Below are 15606 nucleotides of genomic sequence, written 5' to 3' on the forward strand. Positions count from 1 at the left end.
GGTCTGCCCGCAAACCGGCCCGCAAGAAACGTCCAGTAACGGGAAAAACTGCCAGACCAGTCAGACCCTAACTGCCGTAAACCGCGCCCCAGCGTTCGATCAGCTGCTGCTGCAGCTGCTTGGCGCGGCGGTTCCAGCTGCGCCCGCCGGGCGGGCGTTCGCGCTGCGCCCGGGTCAGGCGGCCGCGGGTCTTCTGATCCGCGGTGAAAATGGCAAAGGCCAGCACGGTGCCGTCTGCCGCGGTCATAAAGCCGCCAAGGCCGGAGACAAAGTTCAGCGTGCCGGTCTTGGCCGCGACCTTGATCGGGTGGCCCTTGATGGTGCGGCCCTTGGCGTCGCGCATCTGAAAAGATTTCAAGAGCGGCTTCAGCTGCCCCGCCTTATAGGCCGCCACCAGCGCGCCGGTAAGATCCGCGGGCGTCATCCGCGAGTCTTCGCCCAGGCCGGAGTGATCCACCAGCCGGCTGCCGGACATGCCGTATTTGCCCGCGGCCCAGCGGCTCATCTCTGCCGCCGACGCCTTGAGCGAGGCCGGGCGGGCGGCGCGGGCCGCGGTGGCGGACATGCCGATCATCTCTGCCATCAGGTTGTTGGAGTATTTCAGCATCGCCTTCAGCAGCACATCCAGCGGCGGGCTGTGGTGCTGCGCCAGCAGGGTGGCTGAGGGCAGCGTGCGGATCACCTTGGGCTTTGAGAGTTTAATGCCGCCCGCACGCGCCAGCGTCCGGAACACGTCGCCCGCATAAGCCGCGGGGTTGCGCACCGGCAGCCAGCGGGCGCCGCCCTTGCCCAGCGCCTTGGAGGCGACGGTCCAGTGATCCACCCCGCCCTTCTCTGCATAGGTATAGACCGGCACCGCGCGGGACTGGATCTTCATCCGGGCGGTTGCCACCTCGGGGCGGTATTTCTCGGTGCGGGCGTCCATGGTGATCGCCCAGCCGCCGCTGGCGGCGCGCTTCCACTCAAAATGCACCCGGTTGAAGTTCAGCGCGATACCGGACACTGCGGGGGAATAGCCGACATGATCAGGCTGGTCCGGGTCGATGGTTTTGACGGATGGCAGCGCGCCGTCCCAGACCAGGAACTTGCCGCGCACCTCGCGCACGCCGGCGTTTTTCAGCGACTTTGCCAGCAGCGCCAGATGATCGGTGTTCAAGAGCGGGTCGCCGCCGCCTGCCAGGATCAGGTCGCCGTTCACCACGCCGCCGGATACGCCGCCGGTGGCCAGGATGCGGGTCTCAAACCGGTGATCCGCGCCCAGCACGTCCAGCGCATAAAGCGCGGTCAGTGCCTTGGCGACGCTGGCGGGCGGCAGGGCCTGCGCGCCGCCGGAGGCTTCCAGCAGCTTGCCGGTCTTCACATCGGCCACCGCGCAGACCGCCTCGCCGCGCAGCCCCGCGCGTTCGATCAAGGCTTTGAGGCCATCGGCGCCCGCGGCCAGAGAACTCACCTTGCGGGCAACGGGCCGCAGCGAAACCGCCGGCGCATTGGCCAGCGCAGAGGAGCCCGCCAAAGCGGCAAGCCCGGAAAGAAGAAACGTCCGGCGTGAAGTCATCTTACTCATTTTTAGGGTCAGGTGCTGCTCTTGTTCAATCCCCGGTCCGTGGCTTTGCGCCGCAAGGTCCGGGCTTTTTCACCGTGGCAAGTCCTGCTACCGCTGGCAGCCATGTTACAGGCAGTACTCCTCATGTTTGCGGCCATGTCAATGATCCCCGCAGGCGACCTGTGCGGGAAACTGCTGACTGGTGCCGGGCTGGCAACGCCCGCCTTTGTCGCCTGGTCGCGCTTTGCCATCGGCACCGCGCTGATCCTGCCCTTTGTGCCGCGCCGCGCCTTTACTCTTTTGGGCGATTGGCGGCTGTGGCTGCGCGCGGGGATGCTGACCGGCGGCATCTTCTCAATCCAGCTGGCCCTGCAGACAGAACCGCTGGCCAATGTCTTTGCCGCCTTCTTCATCGGGCCGGTGATCAGCTACGTGCTGTCGGTTCTTTTGCTGCGCGAGCAGGCCACCGCCTTGCGCAGCCTGCTGATGGCGCTGGGGTTCTTGGGCGTGCTGATGGTGGTGCGGCCGGGCTTTGGCGGCTCCGTGAACCTGTTGTGGGCGGTGCTGGCAGGCTGTTTCTACGGCGGCTTCCTGACCAGTTCCCGCTGGCTGGCACATGTCGGCACACCGCTGGAGCTGAGCCTGACGCAATTGCTGCTGTCGGCCCTGCTGATGCTGCCGCTGGGCCTCGCCAGCCTGCCGGAATTCACCCCCTCCACCGCGGCGCTGACGGTGGGGAGCGCGGCGTTCTCGATGATGGGCAACCTGCTGCTGCTGTTTGCCTATGGCCGGGTGCAGGCGGTGAAGCTGGCGCCGATGGTCTATTTCCAGCTGGTCGCGGCTGTGGGCCTGGGCTGGGCGGTGTTCAGCCAGCTGCCGGACACCTGGACCTGGGCCGGGCTGGCGGTGGTGCTGTCGGCCGGGCTGGCGTCAGCAGCCCTGCGCCGCTGACCAGCCGCCGCGGGCGCGGATTTCGGTCGAGCTGGCCTCCACCATCGGCAGGTTCACAAAGCACCAGGCCGGGCTTTCCGCCCGCGCCAGCAGATGGCTTTCGCTGCCTTTCAGCATGGCGTGGCGGTAGATCCTCGCTGCCGGGGAAAACCGGGCTGAGATCCGGTCGCCGGGCCGCGCCAGCACCCCCACCGGCACCGTGTCCAGGATCTGCTGCCAATCCTTCCAGCGGTGGAAATGGGTGAGGTTGTCGGCCCCCATCAGCCAGACAAAGCGCACGCCGGGATGGCGGCGGCGCAGGTGGCGCAGGGTCTGGGCGGTATAGCGGGTGACGAGATCCGCCTCGATGCCGCTGATGTGGATGCGGGGATGCTGCACCAGCGCCTCCGCCGCTGCGGTCCGCCGCTGCAGGGGCGCGGGCTGGCGGGTCTTCAGCGGGTTGCCGGGCGACACCAGCCAGAACAGGTGATCCAGGCCGAAGCGTTTCAGCGCCGCATGGGAAATCGCCGCATGGCCGCGGTGCGGCGGATCAAAGGACCCTCCCAGCAGCCCGACACTGTGGCCCGGGCGGATATGCGGCAGCTTGCAAACCATGAAGGCCTTGATGCGCATAGTTTTTGGCTGAGATCAATCGCCACCCGCGGCATCGGCGCACAACCCTGCGCAGATTGCCTGAATCGCCGCTTTGGGTATAGAATTTTATGGCGCGGGCATTGTTTCTGCCCCGCTGCTTCCAAATTGCGAGTTTACCATGGTTACCAAACTTTCCGCCTCAGTCGGGCGCAAGGGCAAGAACCTGCCCGAAGATGTCAAAACAGTTCAGCAGCTATTGAATTCCTTTGCCTCCAGCGCGGGGTTCAAGAAATTGAAGGTCGACGGCGCCCCGACCCCGGTGCTGGAAAAGACCATCGGCCGGTTCCAGCAGGAGGTCTGCGGCTTCAAGCCCGACTGCCGCATCGACCCCGGCAAGACCACCATCAAGAAACTGAACGCAGGCCCCGCCAAGGCCAAGGCCGAACAGAAGGCCAAGGAAAAGCAGGACGAAAAGGCCAAGGAGGAAGCCAAAGCCAAGGCGGTGAAGGCCGCCAAGGACGCGGTGGTGAAGGAGGCCAAGGCCAAGTCCCTGGACAAAGGCGGCTGGGCCGCGCTGCTGGAGGAGATCGAGGACTATGCCGCCTCGCTTTACGACAGCTATTTCGCCAAGGGCGGAAAGAAGGGCGAGGACCCGCAAAAGGCGGCCAAGCAGGCGGCGGAAAAGGCCGCCAAGGAAGCCCGGAAGAAAGCCGCAGAGAATGTCATCAAGACCGTGGACACCGGCGGCGTGCAGAGACCCGGGCGGCTGACCGGCAAGACCCAAGGGGTGAAGAAGAAGATCCTCGACGTGCTCTATGAGGTTTCCTCCCACTACGGAGAGACCATCCATGTGGTCTCCGGCCTGCGCGACAAGAAAGGCCAGGCCAGCGCCATGTACGGCGGCTGGAACAGCCACCTGAAACGCGGCAAGATCTATTCCTACCTCAAAAGCAACGAGGACCTGCGGCTGGAACTGGACGGTTTTGTGCAGGCGGGGGACAAGAAGGGCTTCATCGCCTGCATGTTCAAGAAGGCCAACTGGAAATACATCTCGCGCCATTTGTCGGGCCAGGCGGTGGATGTGACCACCCGCACCGACCCCAAGATCATCAACGCGCTCGCCACCTGCCTGCGCTACCTGGCGGAAAGGAACAGCGAAGGCATCAAGTGCCATCACTTCGACAACCGCAAACTGATCTACCCGGTGCCCGATAACATCAAGAAGAAATGGAAGATGTGAGGGGGAACCCTCTTAGGGACGCGAGGGACGGGAAGAGATCGGACCTTGCCATCCCCTAGGGTTCGGCGTTCGATGCACGCATTGAGTGCAAAGAGCGGAGACCACAATGCGCCTGACCGTGCCGGAGCCGAAGATACGGCTGTATGAACAAGGGTTCGAGGACATTGGCGAAGACGGCCAGAAGCTGGACAAGCTAGGCCGCAAGCAGACTGGAGACAAGCTGTCGGATCTGGTCGAGCGCATCGACGACCCGCTGGTGATCGCGCTGGACGGCGCCTGGGGCTCGGGCAAGTCGTTCTTTCTGAAATGCTGGGTGGGTGAGCATCTGAAGCGCGAAGGGAACACCACCCAGACCGTCTATTTCGATGCGTTCCAGCATGACTTTCTGGACGATCCGCTGATTGCGCTGACCGGCGCGATTGCAGAGCGGTTTGAGGATCCTAAAGACGAAGATCAGGATCTGAAGACGGAACGCAGCAAAAAGATGAAAAAGGCTGCTTGGGCAGTCGGGCGCGGCGTTCTTCGCATTGGCGCTTCAGTCGCAACTTTCGGCGCCACCGAGGCGCTAAGCGATATGGGAGACGCTGTAGCCAAAGCTGTCGGTGATGAAGCAAAGACAGTGATCAACAGTTCAGCGGGAGAGGCCGAGGCCGAAAAGTTCTGGAACGCCCATGACACCCGGATTGCCGCGATGGAGGCATTCCGCCTAGCGCTTACGGAACTGACTGAGCCTAACGAACAAGGAGACCCCCAGCGCAAGCTGGTTATCGTCATCGACGAACTGGACCGCTGCCGCCCGGACTATGCGTTGTCGCTCCTGGAGATCATCAAGCACTTCTTCAACGTGGACGGCGTGCATTTTGTGTTGGGGGTGAATTTGAAAGCTCTCCAAAATAGTGTGTTGGCGAGGTATGGGAGTGGGGTGGATGCGAAACAGTACCTTCAAAAATTCATCACTATGAACTTCATGTTGTCTGATCTCGATGGGACCCCATCTCCAAAGCCGATATGGAAGGAGTACTTTTTTAAAGCTGCGCACTCCATGGAATTCCCGGATGGATGCGGCGCGCTTTTCCAAGCTTCGGTAATGAGCCTCGACTCTCTGAACATAGAGAGGGAAGTTTCACTGCGTGATGTTCAAAAAGTTCTAACGGTACTCGCAACCTCTCACGATCCGCACGCAAGCAGAGATTACGGCTACACAGTTATATTATCTGGAATGGCTGTGCTAAAGGCCCTCACTCCCGACCTTTACCGCGATTTTCGGTTCGAAGAGCTAAATATTAACAAACTTGAAACCGCTTTCAATTTCGCTCTCGGTGAGGACGGACACCTAAAGCAACAAGCTGAAACAGTTTGGCGTTACGTAATTGCCACCAGAAAAGAGCATGACCCCGACCCCAAAGAATTGCACGGAGCATTCGGAATGTTCGGATTACGTTACAACGAACACTTCGTAAGAGAATTCACTGACCACCATTTAGAAGCATTTCAGCTCACAACGTTCAAAGTTTAAACGTCTCTTCATTCGCTCCATTTAGACCCCATCGCAACACAAGGCCCGGGCCTGACCTTGGGAGGGCGCGGATGCGCCTTCCCGGGGGGAAGGTCAGGCGCGGGCCGTGCCGCTGCGCTCCACGCCCCAAGAGGGCTGCGGCATCCGTTCTGAAATCACGCAAACGGCACCACCCGGTGCACAGGGGGTGTACAGGAGGTGCACGCATGGCACCCCCTCCCCCGGGCCCGCATCCCGCATTGCCCCGGCGCCGCCCATCCGCTATCACTCCCGCCAGCAAATTCCCCCCATAACGGAGCGAGCACATGGCCTCCTACCAGTACGTCTACCACATGCAGGGTGTCTCCAAGACCTACCCGGGTGGCAAGAAATGTTTTGAAAATATCCACCTCTCCTTCCTGCCCGGCGTGAAGATCGGTGTGGTCGGCGTCAACGGCGCTGGTAAGTCCACGCTGATGAAAATCATGGCCGGCCTCGACAAGGATTTCACCGGCGAGGCCTGGGCGGCTGAGGGCGCCAAAGTCGGCTACCTGCCGCAGGAGCCGCAGCTGGACGAGAGCCTTTCGGTCCGTGAAAACGTCATGCTGGGCGTCAAGGAGAAGAAGGACAAGGTCGACCGCTTCAACCAGATCGCGGTGGAGATGGCCGAGAACTACACCGATGAGCTGATGGCCGAAATGACCGAGCTGCAGGATGCCATCGACGCGGAAAACCTGTGGGATCTGGACAGCCAGGTGGATGTGTCGATGGAGGCGCTGCGCTGCCCGCCGGATGACGCGCCGATCAAGGATCTGTCGGGCGGTGAACGCCGTCGCGTCGCGCTGTGCAAGCTGCTCTTGGAAGCGCCCGACATGCTGCTGCTTGACGAACCGACCAACCACCTGGACGCCGAGACCATCGCCTGGCTGCAGCAGCACCTCATTGATTACAAAGGCACTATCCTCTGTGTGACCCACGACCGTTACTTCCTGGACGATATTACGGGGTGGATCCTGGAACTCGACCGCGGCCGCGGCATTCCCTACGAGGGCAACTACTCCTCCTGGCTGGAGCAGAAAGCCAAGCGCCTGGAGCAGGAAGCCCGCGAGGACAAGGCCAAGCAGAAGACGCTGGAGCGCGAACTGGAATGGATGCGCCAGGGCCAGAAAGCCCGCCAGGCAAAGTCCAAGGCCCGTATTGCCGCCTATAACGAGATGGCCAGCCAGTCCGAGCGTGAAAAGGTCGGCCGCGCCCAGATCGTCATTCCGAACGGCCCGCGCCTGGGTTCCAAGGTGATCGAGGTCAACGGCCTCGCCAAACACTATGGCGACAAGCAGCTGATCGAGGGCCTGGAATTCTCGCTGCCGCCCGGCGGCATTGTCGGCGTCATCGGCCCCAACGGCGCCGGTAAATCGACCCTGTTCAAGATGCTGACCGGCCAGGAGCAACCCGACGAGGGTTCGGTGGAGTACGGCGATACCGTCAAGCTCTCCTATGTCGACCAGTCGCGCGATGACCTGAACGACAACGACACTGTGTGGGAGGCGATCTCCGGCGGTGCTGAGCTGATCGAGCTGGGCGACGCGCAGGTCAACTCCCGCGCCTATTGCTCCTCATTCAACTTCAAGGGCGGCGACCAGCAGAAGAAACTGTCGCTGCTGTCGGGCGGTGAGCGCAACCGGGTCCACATGGCGCGGCTTCTGAAAGAGGGCGGCAACGTGCTGCTGCTTGACGAACCGACCAACGATCTGGACGTGGAGACCCTGCGGGCGCTGGAAGACGCGCTGGTTGCTTTCGCCGGCTGCGCGGTGGTGATCTCGCACGACCGTTTCTTCCTCGACCGGATCTGCACCCACATCCTGGCCTTTGAAGGCGACGCCCATGTGGAGTGGTTCGAAGGCAACTTCGAGGACTACGAAGAGGACAAGAAACGCCGCCTGGGCCCCGACGCACTGGAGCCCAAGCGGTTGAAGCACAAGAAGTTTGTGCGGTAAGCTACTAGATATTGTAGTGCACGGAGGTTAATACCTACAAACCCTCCGTGCGCTGCTGTAACACTCTTGAAAGGTCTAACTGATAATGCTAAGTGCGATTCAGGAGATGCGGAATCCTTTCCGCGCTCGTTCCAGGGCCCGCACTTTTGGTGCGGGCTTCTGAGTTTATGTACTTCGTATACCTTGATGAATTCGGGCACATCGGCCCGTATGTAGAACGGACTTCCAAAAAACACAACGAGAGCCCTGTTTTTGGGCTTGCGGGCCTAATCCTTCCGGAAGAGGCTGTTCGACCTTTTGCTAGTTACTTTCTGAAGCAAAAGGATATGAACTTCAGGAAGGAGATCGAGGCGACAGGTAAAATGCCCGCGAAATGGGAGAAGAAAGGGACATCTTTCATACGTCCCAAACCCATGCGCAAATATGTGCAAGCGCGACGCCTTGTACATCGAGTGATGAAGAAGGTAGGCGACTCTGGAGGACACCTCTTTTACTACGGCAGAGAAAAGAAGCGTGGCTTGCACGAAGATCTGAACCCCATTGGTCTATACACAACATGCTTCGCGCACACTCTTCGCCAACTCGATAAGTTCTGTCATGCGAGGAACAGCAGTTTTGTAGTTGTGGTTGATCAACATTCAGCCAGAAAGGAACTACTTGAATGCGCAGCAAAGACTATGTTCGGTAAGAAGCCCTGCATTCACCTCGCAAGCCCTCCCTTCGAAGTCGAAAGCTACCTTAATCAGAACATTCAAGCGGCAGACTGGATCGCTACGCTAGTTGGTCGCCTAACAGCCTTTGAAGTTTGTCCTGATGAGTACCCTGACTACGAGTACATGAAGACAATATTTTCGGATCGAGTAAACGACTTAAAGAAGAACAGCTTCTTGGAAAAACGTCCGAGGAGGGAAGCCATAAAAGCAAACGACGGGCCTTTCGCGGGCCTAGCGGCGCTTAGGCAGACTATGACTAGCTAGCTTTCAAAACTGCTTTCCAGGCCTGTGTCGGCCCGGGTTGTTTGCTCTTTAGATTCCCCCTTTCCTCCACTCTGCGCTACCATCGCCACAGGCGCCCGCGCGCCCATGTGTTGGTTAAAGCGTTGGAAAGGATCCCCCATGGGCTTGAAACCGGAAGAGGTGAAGGCTGAGGTCGAGGCGACAAAGGGCAAAAAGGCCAAGCGCAAGAAGCTGAAGACCGCGCCGGAAGGCACGACGGGCAAGAAACTGCCCGGCGATCTGCGCAAGGGGCTGGAGGCGCATTTCGGCGGCAACCTGGGCAAGGTGCGGGTGCATATGGGCGGCAATGCCAAGGAGGTCTGCAAGGAGCTGAAGGCGCGCGCCTTTACCATGGGCAACGACATCTATGTGGCGAAACCGGCCTATGCCAAGGATTCCAAACTGCTGGCGCATGAGCTGACCCATGTGCTGCAGCAGGGCAAGGGCAAGATGCCCAAGGCCAAGGAGGGGGTGGCGCTGACCTCCAAATGACCGTTTGGCGGCCTGCGCCCCAATCTTTTTCGCAGGAACCCGCAGCCTATTGACACATTTTAACCCTTTTTTAAGCAAAGTTGTCCGCATGATGGTCTTGAGAGACACGGGGGCAGCCGGGCTAGACTGCTGCCGGAGAGGGAGTTGCCATGGTTTGGGCTGGTTTGTTCGCAGGCATGATCACCGGGATGTGCGCCACCGCGCTGGGATATTTCGCAGCCGGGCTGCCGCTGTGGCTGGCGCTGCTGCTTTACCCCGCCGCCGGGCTGGCTGCGGCGCTGCTGGTGATCGGGATGTTGTGCCTGCGCGGCTGGATGCAGTCCCTGCCCGCTCTCGGCCAGGCCTATGGCAACCGGGCCTAACCCCGCACCCAGCTGACAATCTGACCCTGCCGCAGCGCGCCTGACTGGCGCCTTTTTTCCTTGCCGCGTTCAAAGGCCACCAGGGTCGGGATGCCGCGGATGCGGTAGCGGGCGCCGGTGGACTGGTGGTCCTGGGTGTTGAGCTTGACCAGCCGCGCGCGCCCGGCCAGCGCCTTGGCGGCCTTGGCGAACTCCGGCGCCATGGCCCGGCAGGGGCCGCACCAGGGCGCCCAGAAATCCGCCACCAGCGGCAGATCGTCATTCTGCACCGCCTTTTGCAGCGTCGCCGGGTCCACGTCCACGGGTTTGACCGGCATCAGCGCCGCGCCGCAGCTGCCGCATTTGGGGCCCTTGCCCAGTTTCTCCTCCGGCACCCGGTTCAGCTGGGCACAGGTCAGGCAGGTCAGGGTCTTGGCGCCCATGGCGGCTCCTCCGGTTGCGGCCCGGTCCTGATACCGCCCGCCCTTGCTGCACCGCAAGAGCCTCTGGCACCGCTTCACAACTCTGTCACCCGGACTGGCAGCCAGCTGCCAGCGCTTCAATATCAAGGGCATGAAACAGATACTCCGCTTTCTTCCGCCGCTGGCGACCGTTCTGGCGGCTGCAGAACTGGCGCATGTGCTGAACCTCACAACGGAACTGGGCGCACATCCCTGGTGGGCCGGCAAGGTGATCTGGCTGGGCGCCCTGCCCGGGCTGGCGCTGGCGCTGGCGGCCTGGCTGCTGCATCTGCCGCGCTGGCTGGCAGCCGCAGGCTTTGCCGTCTTTGGCGCCGGTGCTTATACGGTGGCCTCCGTCGGCAAGGCGCAGTTTGCCGCCTCATATGCAGAAGATATGCTAGCTGGCCAGTACTGGTACTTTGGCTGGATCGCCGTTTGCGCATTGGCTGCGGCGGTGCTTGCAACACTTGCCCGCCCGGCTGCGAAAACCCGTTGACCGGCTGCGCGGGCCGCCTGAAGATGGAGGTGAGAGGCAACAGATATCGGGGAAATGGTCATGATCACACGCCGGACATTGCTGAGCACAGGCACTGCAACCGCGGCTGCGGCGCTGCTGCCGCTGCCTGCCTTGGCGCGGAAAAAGGATCCTGCGATCTTTGACCCCGTGCCGCAGGAAGTCCGGATCAAGAAGGAATTCGCGCCGGGACAAATTCTGGTGCTGCCGCGGTCCTTCTACCTGTATTACGTGACCGAGCCGCGCAAGGCGATCCGCTATGGCGTCGGCGTCGGCAAGGCCGGGCTGGAGTTCACCGGCACCGCGGTGATCGAGCGCAAGCGCGAATGGCCCAGCTGGCGCCCGACCCCGGAAATGATCGAACGCGACCCGCGGGCCTATGCCAAGTTTGTCGATAATGAATACATCCAGCCTGGCGGGCCAAGCAATCCGCTGGGGGCACGGGCGCTGTATCTGTACCAGAACGGGGTCGATACGTATTTCCGGATCCATGGCACCAACCAGCCGCAGACCATCGGCCATTCGGTGTCAAACGGCTGCATCCGGATGATGAACGAGCATGTGATGGATCTTTATGAACGGGTGCCTTTGGGCACCGTTGTGACGGTACTTTAGGCACAGTACCGCCGGAATCTGCCCCGGAACCCTGCGTCACTCTGCATTTTTCTTGCGTGATCAGGGAATCATACCCAATTCTGTCACGGCGATGTTACGCGAATGCCATCACTGTACCGTACCTGGCGCGGTCATGACCATCTGCGGACTTTGCCGGACTGCCGCACAAAGCGGGCAGAGCACTGAGACGACTTAGGAGTACACGACGATGGCCACTGGCACCGTCAAATGGTTCAACACCACCAAAGGCTACGGCTTTATTGCACCCGACGAAGGCGGCAAGGACGTTTTTGTCCATATTTCCGCGGTTGAGCGTTCCGGACTGACTGGTTTGGCGGACAACCAAAAAGTGACCTATGAGCTGCGCGCAGGCCGCGACGGCCGTAAATCCGCAGTGGATATCGCGCTGGTCTCCTGATCCTCTGATCTGAACCAAGAATCTCTGAACAGCCCTGACGGCCGGGGCTGTTTTCAGCGGTCTATGGCCGCCACCAGCTGCAGGGCAGCCGGCCCGATTGCGGCCACATTCAGCGCAACGCCGCGGGCGTTGGGATGGATGCCGTCGTCCTGCATGAACTCCTGCGCTGCCGCAGGATTGCTCCCTGCCGCCTCCGCGACACCGGCAAAGGCGTCCGGGTGCAGTACCGCGCCGTATTCAGCCGCGAGCTCCGGATAGACCGCATCGAATTCCTGCTTGTACTCCGGGCCGTAGTTGCGCGGCGCCTTCATGCCGATCAGCAGGACTTCTATGCCTTGAGCCTCAGCTGCTTGCAAAATGCGGGTCAGATTGGCGCGCGCCTCCTGCGGGGCCAGCCCGCGCAGCATATCGTTGCCGCCCAGCAGGACGATCAGCCCGTCCGGATTGTCTGACAGGGTCCACTCCGCGCGCTCTGCGCCGCCGGCAGTGGTGTCGCCGGACACACCGGCATTTTGCAGCGCCACATCGGCACCATTGCCATTCATCCAGCGTTCCAGCTGCGGCACCAGCCCCTGGCCCTGCGGCAGACCGTAGCCCTGCACCAGGCTGTCGCCCAGGACAGTGATCCGCAGCGGCTCTGCCCAGGCGGCACCGGTAAAAAGCAGCAAACTCAGCAGTGCCAATATCTTGCGCATCGCGGCAAACACTCCATATCGGTTAGATGCATCCAACAGGCAGGCCCGATGACCGATCAAAACAGCCCCGTTCTGCATCTCTTAGATGCGAGTTTGACCCTGAATAGCAATACCGGCCCGGTAGAGATTTTGCACGGCATCTCGCTGGATGTGCGGCAGGGGGAGACCTTGGGGCTGGTGGGGCCGTCCGGGTCGGGCAAGTCGTCGCTGCTGATGCTGATGGGCGGGCTGGAGCAGGCGACCGGCGGCAGTGTGACCGCCTTGGGCCAGGATCTGACCGCGATGGATGAGGACGCGCTGGCGCGGTTCCGCCGCAATAACATGGGCGTGGTATTCCAGAGCTTTCACCTGATCCCGACCATGACCGCGCTGGAAAATGTGGCGACACCGCTGGAACTGGCGGGCGTCAAGGATGCGTTTGACCGCGCCCAGGCTGAGTTGGAGGCGGTGGGACTGGGCCACCGGTCCGGCCATTTCCCGGCGCAGATGTCGGGTGGTGAGCAGCAGCGGGTGGCACTGGCGCGGGCATTGGCGCCGCGGCCCGCGATCCTGCTGGCGGATGAGCCGACCGGCAACCTGGATGAGGCCAATGGCGAAGCGGTGATGGATCTGCTGTTTGGATTGCGCGACCGCTATGGCGCGACGCTGGTGATGGTCACCCACGCGCCGGAGCTGGCCGCACGCTGCGACCGGGTGGTGCGGCTGCGCGACGGACGGGTGGATGATGAGGCCGCGCGCGAGGCGGCGGAATGAATGCTGCGGCTTTCCGCCTTGCCTGGCGCTTTGCCCTGCGGGAATTGCGCGGCGGCCTGAAGGGGTTCCGTATCTTCCTGGCCTGCCTGGCGCTGGGAGTCGGAGTGATTGCCGCCATCGGCTCTATCCGCGCGTCGATTGAAACCGGGCTGGAGCGTGAAGGCGCTACAATTCTGGGCGGTGATGCGGAGCTTAACTTCACCTACCGGTTCGCCACTGAAGAGGAACGCGCATGGCTGGACCGGACCGCACTGCGCCATTCTGAAATAGCCGAGTTCCGCTCCATGGCCACTGTAGGCGAGGAACGCGGGCTGACACAGGTGAAGGCCGTGGACGGCCTCTACCCCCTGAAGGGCGAAATGAAACTCACGCCGGAGATGCCGCTGGAAAGTGCACTCGCGGGTGCTGACGGGTTGCCCGGCGGGGTGATGGACCGGGTGCTGGCAGACCGGCTGGGGCTGCAGCCCGGGGATGCCTTCCGGCTGGGCACCCAGGATTTCCGCCTGATGGCGATGATCGCGCTGGAACCGGATGCCGCGGCCTCCGGCTTTGAGCTGGGACCGCGCACGATGGTGCGGACGGCGGATTTGGCGGGCTCCGGATTGCTGGAGCCCGGCACCTTGTTTGACACCAAGTACCGGATGGAGCTGCCCGCGGGCAGCAATCTGACCGCCCTGCAGGCGGAGGCCGAGGGCTTGTTTGAGACCACCGGCCTGCGCTGGCGCGATGCCAGGAATGGTGCACCGGGGATAACCTCCTTTGTCGAGCGGCTGGGCGGTTTTCTGGTGCTGGTTGGCCTGTCGGGGCTGGCGGTTGGCGGCGTCGGCGTTTCGGCTGCCGTGCGCGCCTATCTGGCGACAAAGACTGCGACCATCGCCACCCTGCGCACGCTGGGAGCAGAGCGGCAGACGATTTTCCTTACCTACTTCCTTCAAATCGGCGCGCTGACGTTGATCGGCGTGGGCATCGGGCTGGTTCTGGGCGGGCTGGGGCCGGTGCTGCTGGGACCGTTGATTGCGGCGCAGCTGCCGTTCCCGGCGGTGTTCTCGCTCTACCCGTCCGCATTGGCAGAGGCTGCTGTCTATGGCGTGCTGACTGCCTTCATCTTTGCCCTGTGGCCGCTAGCGCGGGCGGAACGCATCCGCGCGGCCTCGCTGTTCCGGGATGCCTTCGCCAGCCGCACCCGCCTGCCTGCGCCGCGCTATCTGCTGGCGACCGGACTGGCGCTGGCAGCGCTGGTGGGTCTGGCGGCATGGTTCAGCGGCTCCGCCCAACTGACGCTGTGGACCGCGGGCGGGCTGATGGGGGCACTGATGGTGCTGCTCGTTGCAGCGCTTGGCATAGGGTTTCTGGCACGGCGCGGCACCGGCGCGTCGCGCGGCCGCCCTGCCCTGCGGTGGGCTCTATCCTCCATCGGCACCGCACGCGACGGCGCGGTGCCTGCGGTGCTGGCGCTGGGGCTGGGGCTGACGGTGCTGGCTGCCATCGGCCAGATCGACGGCAACATGCGCCGGGCCATTGCGGGCAACCTGCCGGACGTGGCGCCGAGCTATTTCTTTGTCGATATTCAGCGCAGCCAGATGCCCAGCTTCCTGGAGCGGGTGGAGAATGACCCCGCCGTGACCCGGGTTGAAAACGCCCCGATGCTGCGTGGCGTGCTGACCCGGATCAACGGCCAGCCTGCCACCGAGGTTGCGGGCGATCACTGGGTGGTGCGCGGCGACCGCGGTATCACCTATGCCGCCGCGCAGCCAGAGGCGACAGAGGTCACAGCGGGCGAGTGGTGGCCGGAGGATTATTCCGGCCACCCGCAGATCAGTTTTGCCGCCGAGGAAGCGGAGGAACTGGGCCTCAAGCTGGGCGATACGCTGACGCTGAACATCCTGGGCCGCGACATCACCGGCACCATCACCAGTTTCCGCAACGTGGATTTCTCCACCGCGGGCATGGGATTTGTGATGGTGCTGAACGAGGCCGCGCTGGCGGGTGCGCCGCATAGTTTCATTGCCACCGTCTATGCCGAAGAGCAGGCAGAGGCCGCGATCCTGCGCGACCTGGCGCGGGAGATGCCAAATATCACCGCGATCCGGATGCGCGATGCCATCGACCGGGTGTCTGACATCCTGCGGCAGCTGGCGGCGGCCACAGCCTATGGTGCGGCGGCAACGCTGCTGACCGGCTTCCTGGTACTGCTGGGCACTGCGGCGGCGGGGGAGCCTGCGCGGCGCTATGAGGCAGCGCTGCTGAAAACGCTGGGCGCGCCGCGCAAGCAGATCCTGGCAAGCTTTGCTCTGCGCTCTGCCCTGCTGGGCGCTGCGGCGGGGCTGGTGGCGCTGGCGGCGGGCATTGCCGGGGCCTGGGCGATCAACGCCTATGTGTTTGAGACCGGGTACACAGTCATCTGGCCGAACGCGCTGCTGGTGATCTCAGGCGGGGTGCTGACAACGCTGCTGGCAGGGCTCGCCTTTGCGCTGCGGCCGCTGGCGGCCAAGCCCGCCCGCATCCTGCGCGCCAGGGAATAAGAAA

Annotated in this window: 16 protein-coding genes; 12 read left to right on the top strand and 4 right to left on the bottom strand. The window is 62.6% G+C overall.

Annotation, left to right across the window (positions count from 1 at the left end; genetic code table 11):
• Nucleotides 1–67: 67 nt before the first annotated feature.
• Nucleotides 68–1555, bottom strand: a complete 1488-nt coding sequence (gene dacB / locus ACXAEK_RS01755) for a D-alanyl-D-alanine carboxypeptidase/D-alanyl-D-alanine endopeptidase (protein WP_475045159.1) — start codon at nucleotides 1553–1555, stop codon at nucleotides 68–70.
• A 132-nt stretch (nucleotides 1556–1687) separates the two neighbouring features.
• Between dacB and ACXAEK_RS01760 the strand changes: the two genes are divergently transcribed.
• Complete coding sequence (locus tag ACXAEK_RS01760) at nucleotides 1688–2494, top strand: DMT family transporter (RefSeq protein WP_475039482.1); 807 nt, start codon at nucleotides 1688–1690, stop codon at nucleotides 2492–2494.
• Here the strand turns inward: ACXAEK_RS01760 and ACXAEK_RS01765 are convergent.
• On the bottom strand, nucleotides 2474–3106 hold the full coding sequence (locus ACXAEK_RS01765; protein WP_475039484.1) for a nicotinate-nucleotide adenylyltransferase: 633 nt from the start codon (nucleotides 3104–3106) through the stop codon (nucleotides 2474–2476). The genes ACXAEK_RS01760 and ACXAEK_RS01765 overlap by 21 nt on opposite strands.
• Before the next feature lie 139 nt (nucleotides 3107–3245).
• Between ACXAEK_RS01765 and ACXAEK_RS01770 the strand changes: the two genes are divergently transcribed.
• The 6 genes from ACXAEK_RS01770 to ACXAEK_RS01795 all read left to right on the top strand — a co-directional run bounded on the left by ACXAEK_RS01770 (nucleotide 3246) and on the right by ACXAEK_RS01795 (nucleotide 9645).
• Nucleotides 3246–4307, top strand: a complete 1062-nt coding sequence (locus tag ACXAEK_RS01770) for a peptidoglycan-binding domain-containing protein (protein WP_475039486.1) — start codon at nucleotides 3246–3248, stop codon at nucleotides 4305–4307.
• Nucleotides 4308–4413: 106 nt separating this feature from the next.
• The gene (locus ACXAEK_RS01775; RefSeq protein WP_475039488.1) at nucleotides 4414–5823 is read left to right on the top strand and encodes a KAP family P-loop NTPase fold protein; all 1410 of its coding nucleotides are present in this window, start codon (nucleotides 4414–4416) and stop codon (nucleotides 5821–5823) included.
• Nucleotides 5824–6128: 305 nt separating this feature from the next.
• The gene (ettA, locus tag ACXAEK_RS01780; protein WP_475039490.1) at nucleotides 6129–7796 is read left to right on the top strand and encodes an energy-dependent translational throttle protein EttA; all 1668 of its coding nucleotides are present in this window, start codon (nucleotides 6129–6131) and stop codon (nucleotides 7794–7796) included.
• A gap of 167 nt (nucleotides 7797–7963) precedes the next feature.
• The gene (locus ACXAEK_RS01785; RefSeq protein ID WP_475039492.1) at nucleotides 7964–8773 is read left to right on the top strand and encodes a DUF3800 domain-containing protein; all 810 of its coding nucleotides are present in this window, start codon (nucleotides 7964–7966) and stop codon (nucleotides 8771–8773) included.
• Nucleotides 8774–8911: 138 nt separating this feature from the next.
• Nucleotides 8912–9283, top strand: a complete 372-nt coding sequence (locus tag ACXAEK_RS01790) for an eCIS core domain-containing protein (protein WP_475039494.1) — start codon at nucleotides 8912–8914, stop codon at nucleotides 9281–9283.
• Between the two features lie 149 nt (nucleotides 9284–9432).
• A complete protein-coding gene (locus ACXAEK_RS01795; protein ID WP_475039496.1) occupies nucleotides 9433–9645 on the top strand; it encodes a hypothetical protein in 213 nt (70 codons plus the stop codon).
• Here ACXAEK_RS01795 and trxC read toward each other — a convergent pair.
• Complete coding sequence (gene trxC, locus ACXAEK_RS01800; protein ID WP_475039498.1) at nucleotides 9642–10067, bottom strand: thioredoxin TrxC; 426 nt, start codon at nucleotides 10065–10067, stop codon at nucleotides 9642–9644. The two genes, ACXAEK_RS01795 and trxC, sit on opposite strands and share 4 nt — an antisense overlap.
• 130 nt (nucleotides 10068–10197) lie before the next feature.
• On the opposite strand from trxC, the gene ACXAEK_RS01805 reads away from it, so the two are divergent.
• The 3 genes from ACXAEK_RS01805 to ACXAEK_RS01815 all read left to right on the top strand — a co-directional run bounded on the left by ACXAEK_RS01805 (nucleotide 10198) and on the right by ACXAEK_RS01815 (nucleotide 11632).
• A complete protein-coding gene (locus ACXAEK_RS01805) occupies nucleotides 10198–10581 on the top strand; it encodes a hypothetical protein (protein WP_475039500.1) in 384 nt (127 codons plus the stop codon).
• 60 nt (nucleotides 10582–10641) lie between these two features.
• Nucleotides 10642–11214, top strand: coding sequence for a L,D-transpeptidase (locus ACXAEK_RS01810; RefSeq protein ID WP_475039502.1), 573 nt, complete (start codon nucleotides 10642–10644; stop codon nucleotides 11212–11214).
• 208 nt (nucleotides 11215–11422) lie between these two features.
• The gene (locus tag ACXAEK_RS01815; protein ID WP_475039504.1) at nucleotides 11423–11632 is read left to right on the top strand and encodes a cold-shock protein; all 210 of its coding nucleotides are present in this window, start codon (nucleotides 11423–11425) and stop codon (nucleotides 11630–11632) included.
• 53 nt (nucleotides 11633–11685) lie between these two features.
• On the opposite strand, the gene ACXAEK_RS01820 is transcribed toward ACXAEK_RS01815, so the two are convergent.
• Nucleotides 11686–12327, bottom strand: a complete 642-nt coding sequence (locus tag ACXAEK_RS01820; RefSeq protein ID WP_475039506.1) for an arylesterase — start codon at nucleotides 12325–12327, stop codon at nucleotides 11686–11688.
• Nucleotides 12328–12375: 48 nt separating this feature from the next.
• Here ACXAEK_RS01820 and ACXAEK_RS01825 point away from each other — a divergent pair, with 48 nt between their 5' ends.
• Together ACXAEK_RS01825 and ACXAEK_RS01830 are read left to right on the top strand one after the other, a co-directional pair.
• Nucleotides 12376–13080, top strand: a complete 705-nt coding sequence (locus ACXAEK_RS01825) for an ABC transporter ATP-binding protein (RefSeq protein WP_475039508.1) — start codon at nucleotides 12376–12378, stop codon at nucleotides 13078–13080.
• Nucleotides 13077–15602 (top strand): ABC transporter permease, encoded by a 2526-nt coding sequence (locus tag ACXAEK_RS01830; RefSeq protein WP_475039510.1) that lies wholly within the window; start codon nucleotides 13077–13079, stop codon nucleotides 15600–15602. Before ACXAEK_RS01825 ends, ACXAEK_RS01830 begins: the two co-directional genes overlap by 4 nt.
• Nucleotides 15603–15606 lie beyond the last annotated feature (4 nt).

The sequence above is a fragment of the Leisingera sp. ABM4_101 genome (genome assembly GCF_056158725.1).

Coding starts and splice junctions, on each gene's coding strand:
- dacB (WP_475045159.1), bottom strand. CDS start 1,555: ATGACTTCACGCCGGACGTTTCTTCTTTCCGGGCTTGCCGCTTTGGCG.
- ACXAEK_RS01760 (WP_475039482.1), top strand. CDS start 1,688: ATGTTTGCGGCCATGTCAATGATCCCCGCAGGCGACCTGTGCGGGAAA.
- ACXAEK_RS01765 (WP_475039484.1), bottom strand. CDS start 3,106: ATGCGCATCAAGGCCTTCATGGTTTGCAAGCTGCCGCATATCCGCCCG.
- ACXAEK_RS01770 (WP_475039486.1), top strand. CDS start 3,246: ATGGTTACCAAACTTTCCGCCTCAGTCGGGCGCAAGGGCAAGAACCTG.
- ACXAEK_RS01775 (WP_475039488.1), top strand. CDS start 4,414: ATGCGCCTGACCGTGCCGGAGCCGAAGATACGGCTGTATGAACAAGGG.
- ettA (WP_475039490.1), top strand. CDS start 6,129: ATGGCCTCCTACCAGTACGTCTACCACATGCAGGGTGTCTCCAAGACC.
- ACXAEK_RS01785 (WP_475039492.1), top strand. CDS start 7,964: ATGTACTTCGTATACCTTGATGAATTCGGGCACATCGGCCCGTATGTA.
- ACXAEK_RS01790 (WP_475039494.1), top strand. CDS start 8,912: ATGGGCTTGAAACCGGAAGAGGTGAAGGCTGAGGTCGAGGCGACAAAG.
- ACXAEK_RS01795 (WP_475039496.1), top strand. CDS start 9,433: ATGGTTTGGGCTGGTTTGTTCGCAGGCATGATCACCGGGATGTGCGCC.
- trxC (WP_475039498.1), bottom strand. CDS start 10,067: ATGGGCGCCAAGACCCTGACCTGCCTGACCTGTGCCCAGCTGAACCGG.
- ACXAEK_RS01805 (WP_475039500.1), top strand. CDS start 10,198: ATGAAACAGATACTCCGCTTTCTTCCGCCGCTGGCGACCGTTCTGGCG.
- ACXAEK_RS01810 (WP_475039502.1), top strand. CDS start 10,642: ATGATCACACGCCGGACATTGCTGAGCACAGGCACTGCAACCGCGGCT.
- ACXAEK_RS01815 (WP_475039504.1), top strand. CDS start 11,423: ATGGCCACTGGCACCGTCAAATGGTTCAACACCACCAAAGGCTACGGC.
- ACXAEK_RS01820 (WP_475039506.1), bottom strand. CDS start 12,327: ATGCGCAAGATATTGGCACTGCTGAGTTTGCTGCTTTTTACCGGTGCC.
- ACXAEK_RS01825 (WP_475039508.1), top strand. CDS start 12,376: ATGACCGATCAAAACAGCCCCGTTCTGCATCTCTTAGATGCGAGTTTG.
- ACXAEK_RS01830 (WP_475039510.1), top strand. CDS start 13,077: ATGAATGCTGCGGCTTTCCGCCTTGCCTGGCGCTTTGCCCTGCGGGAA.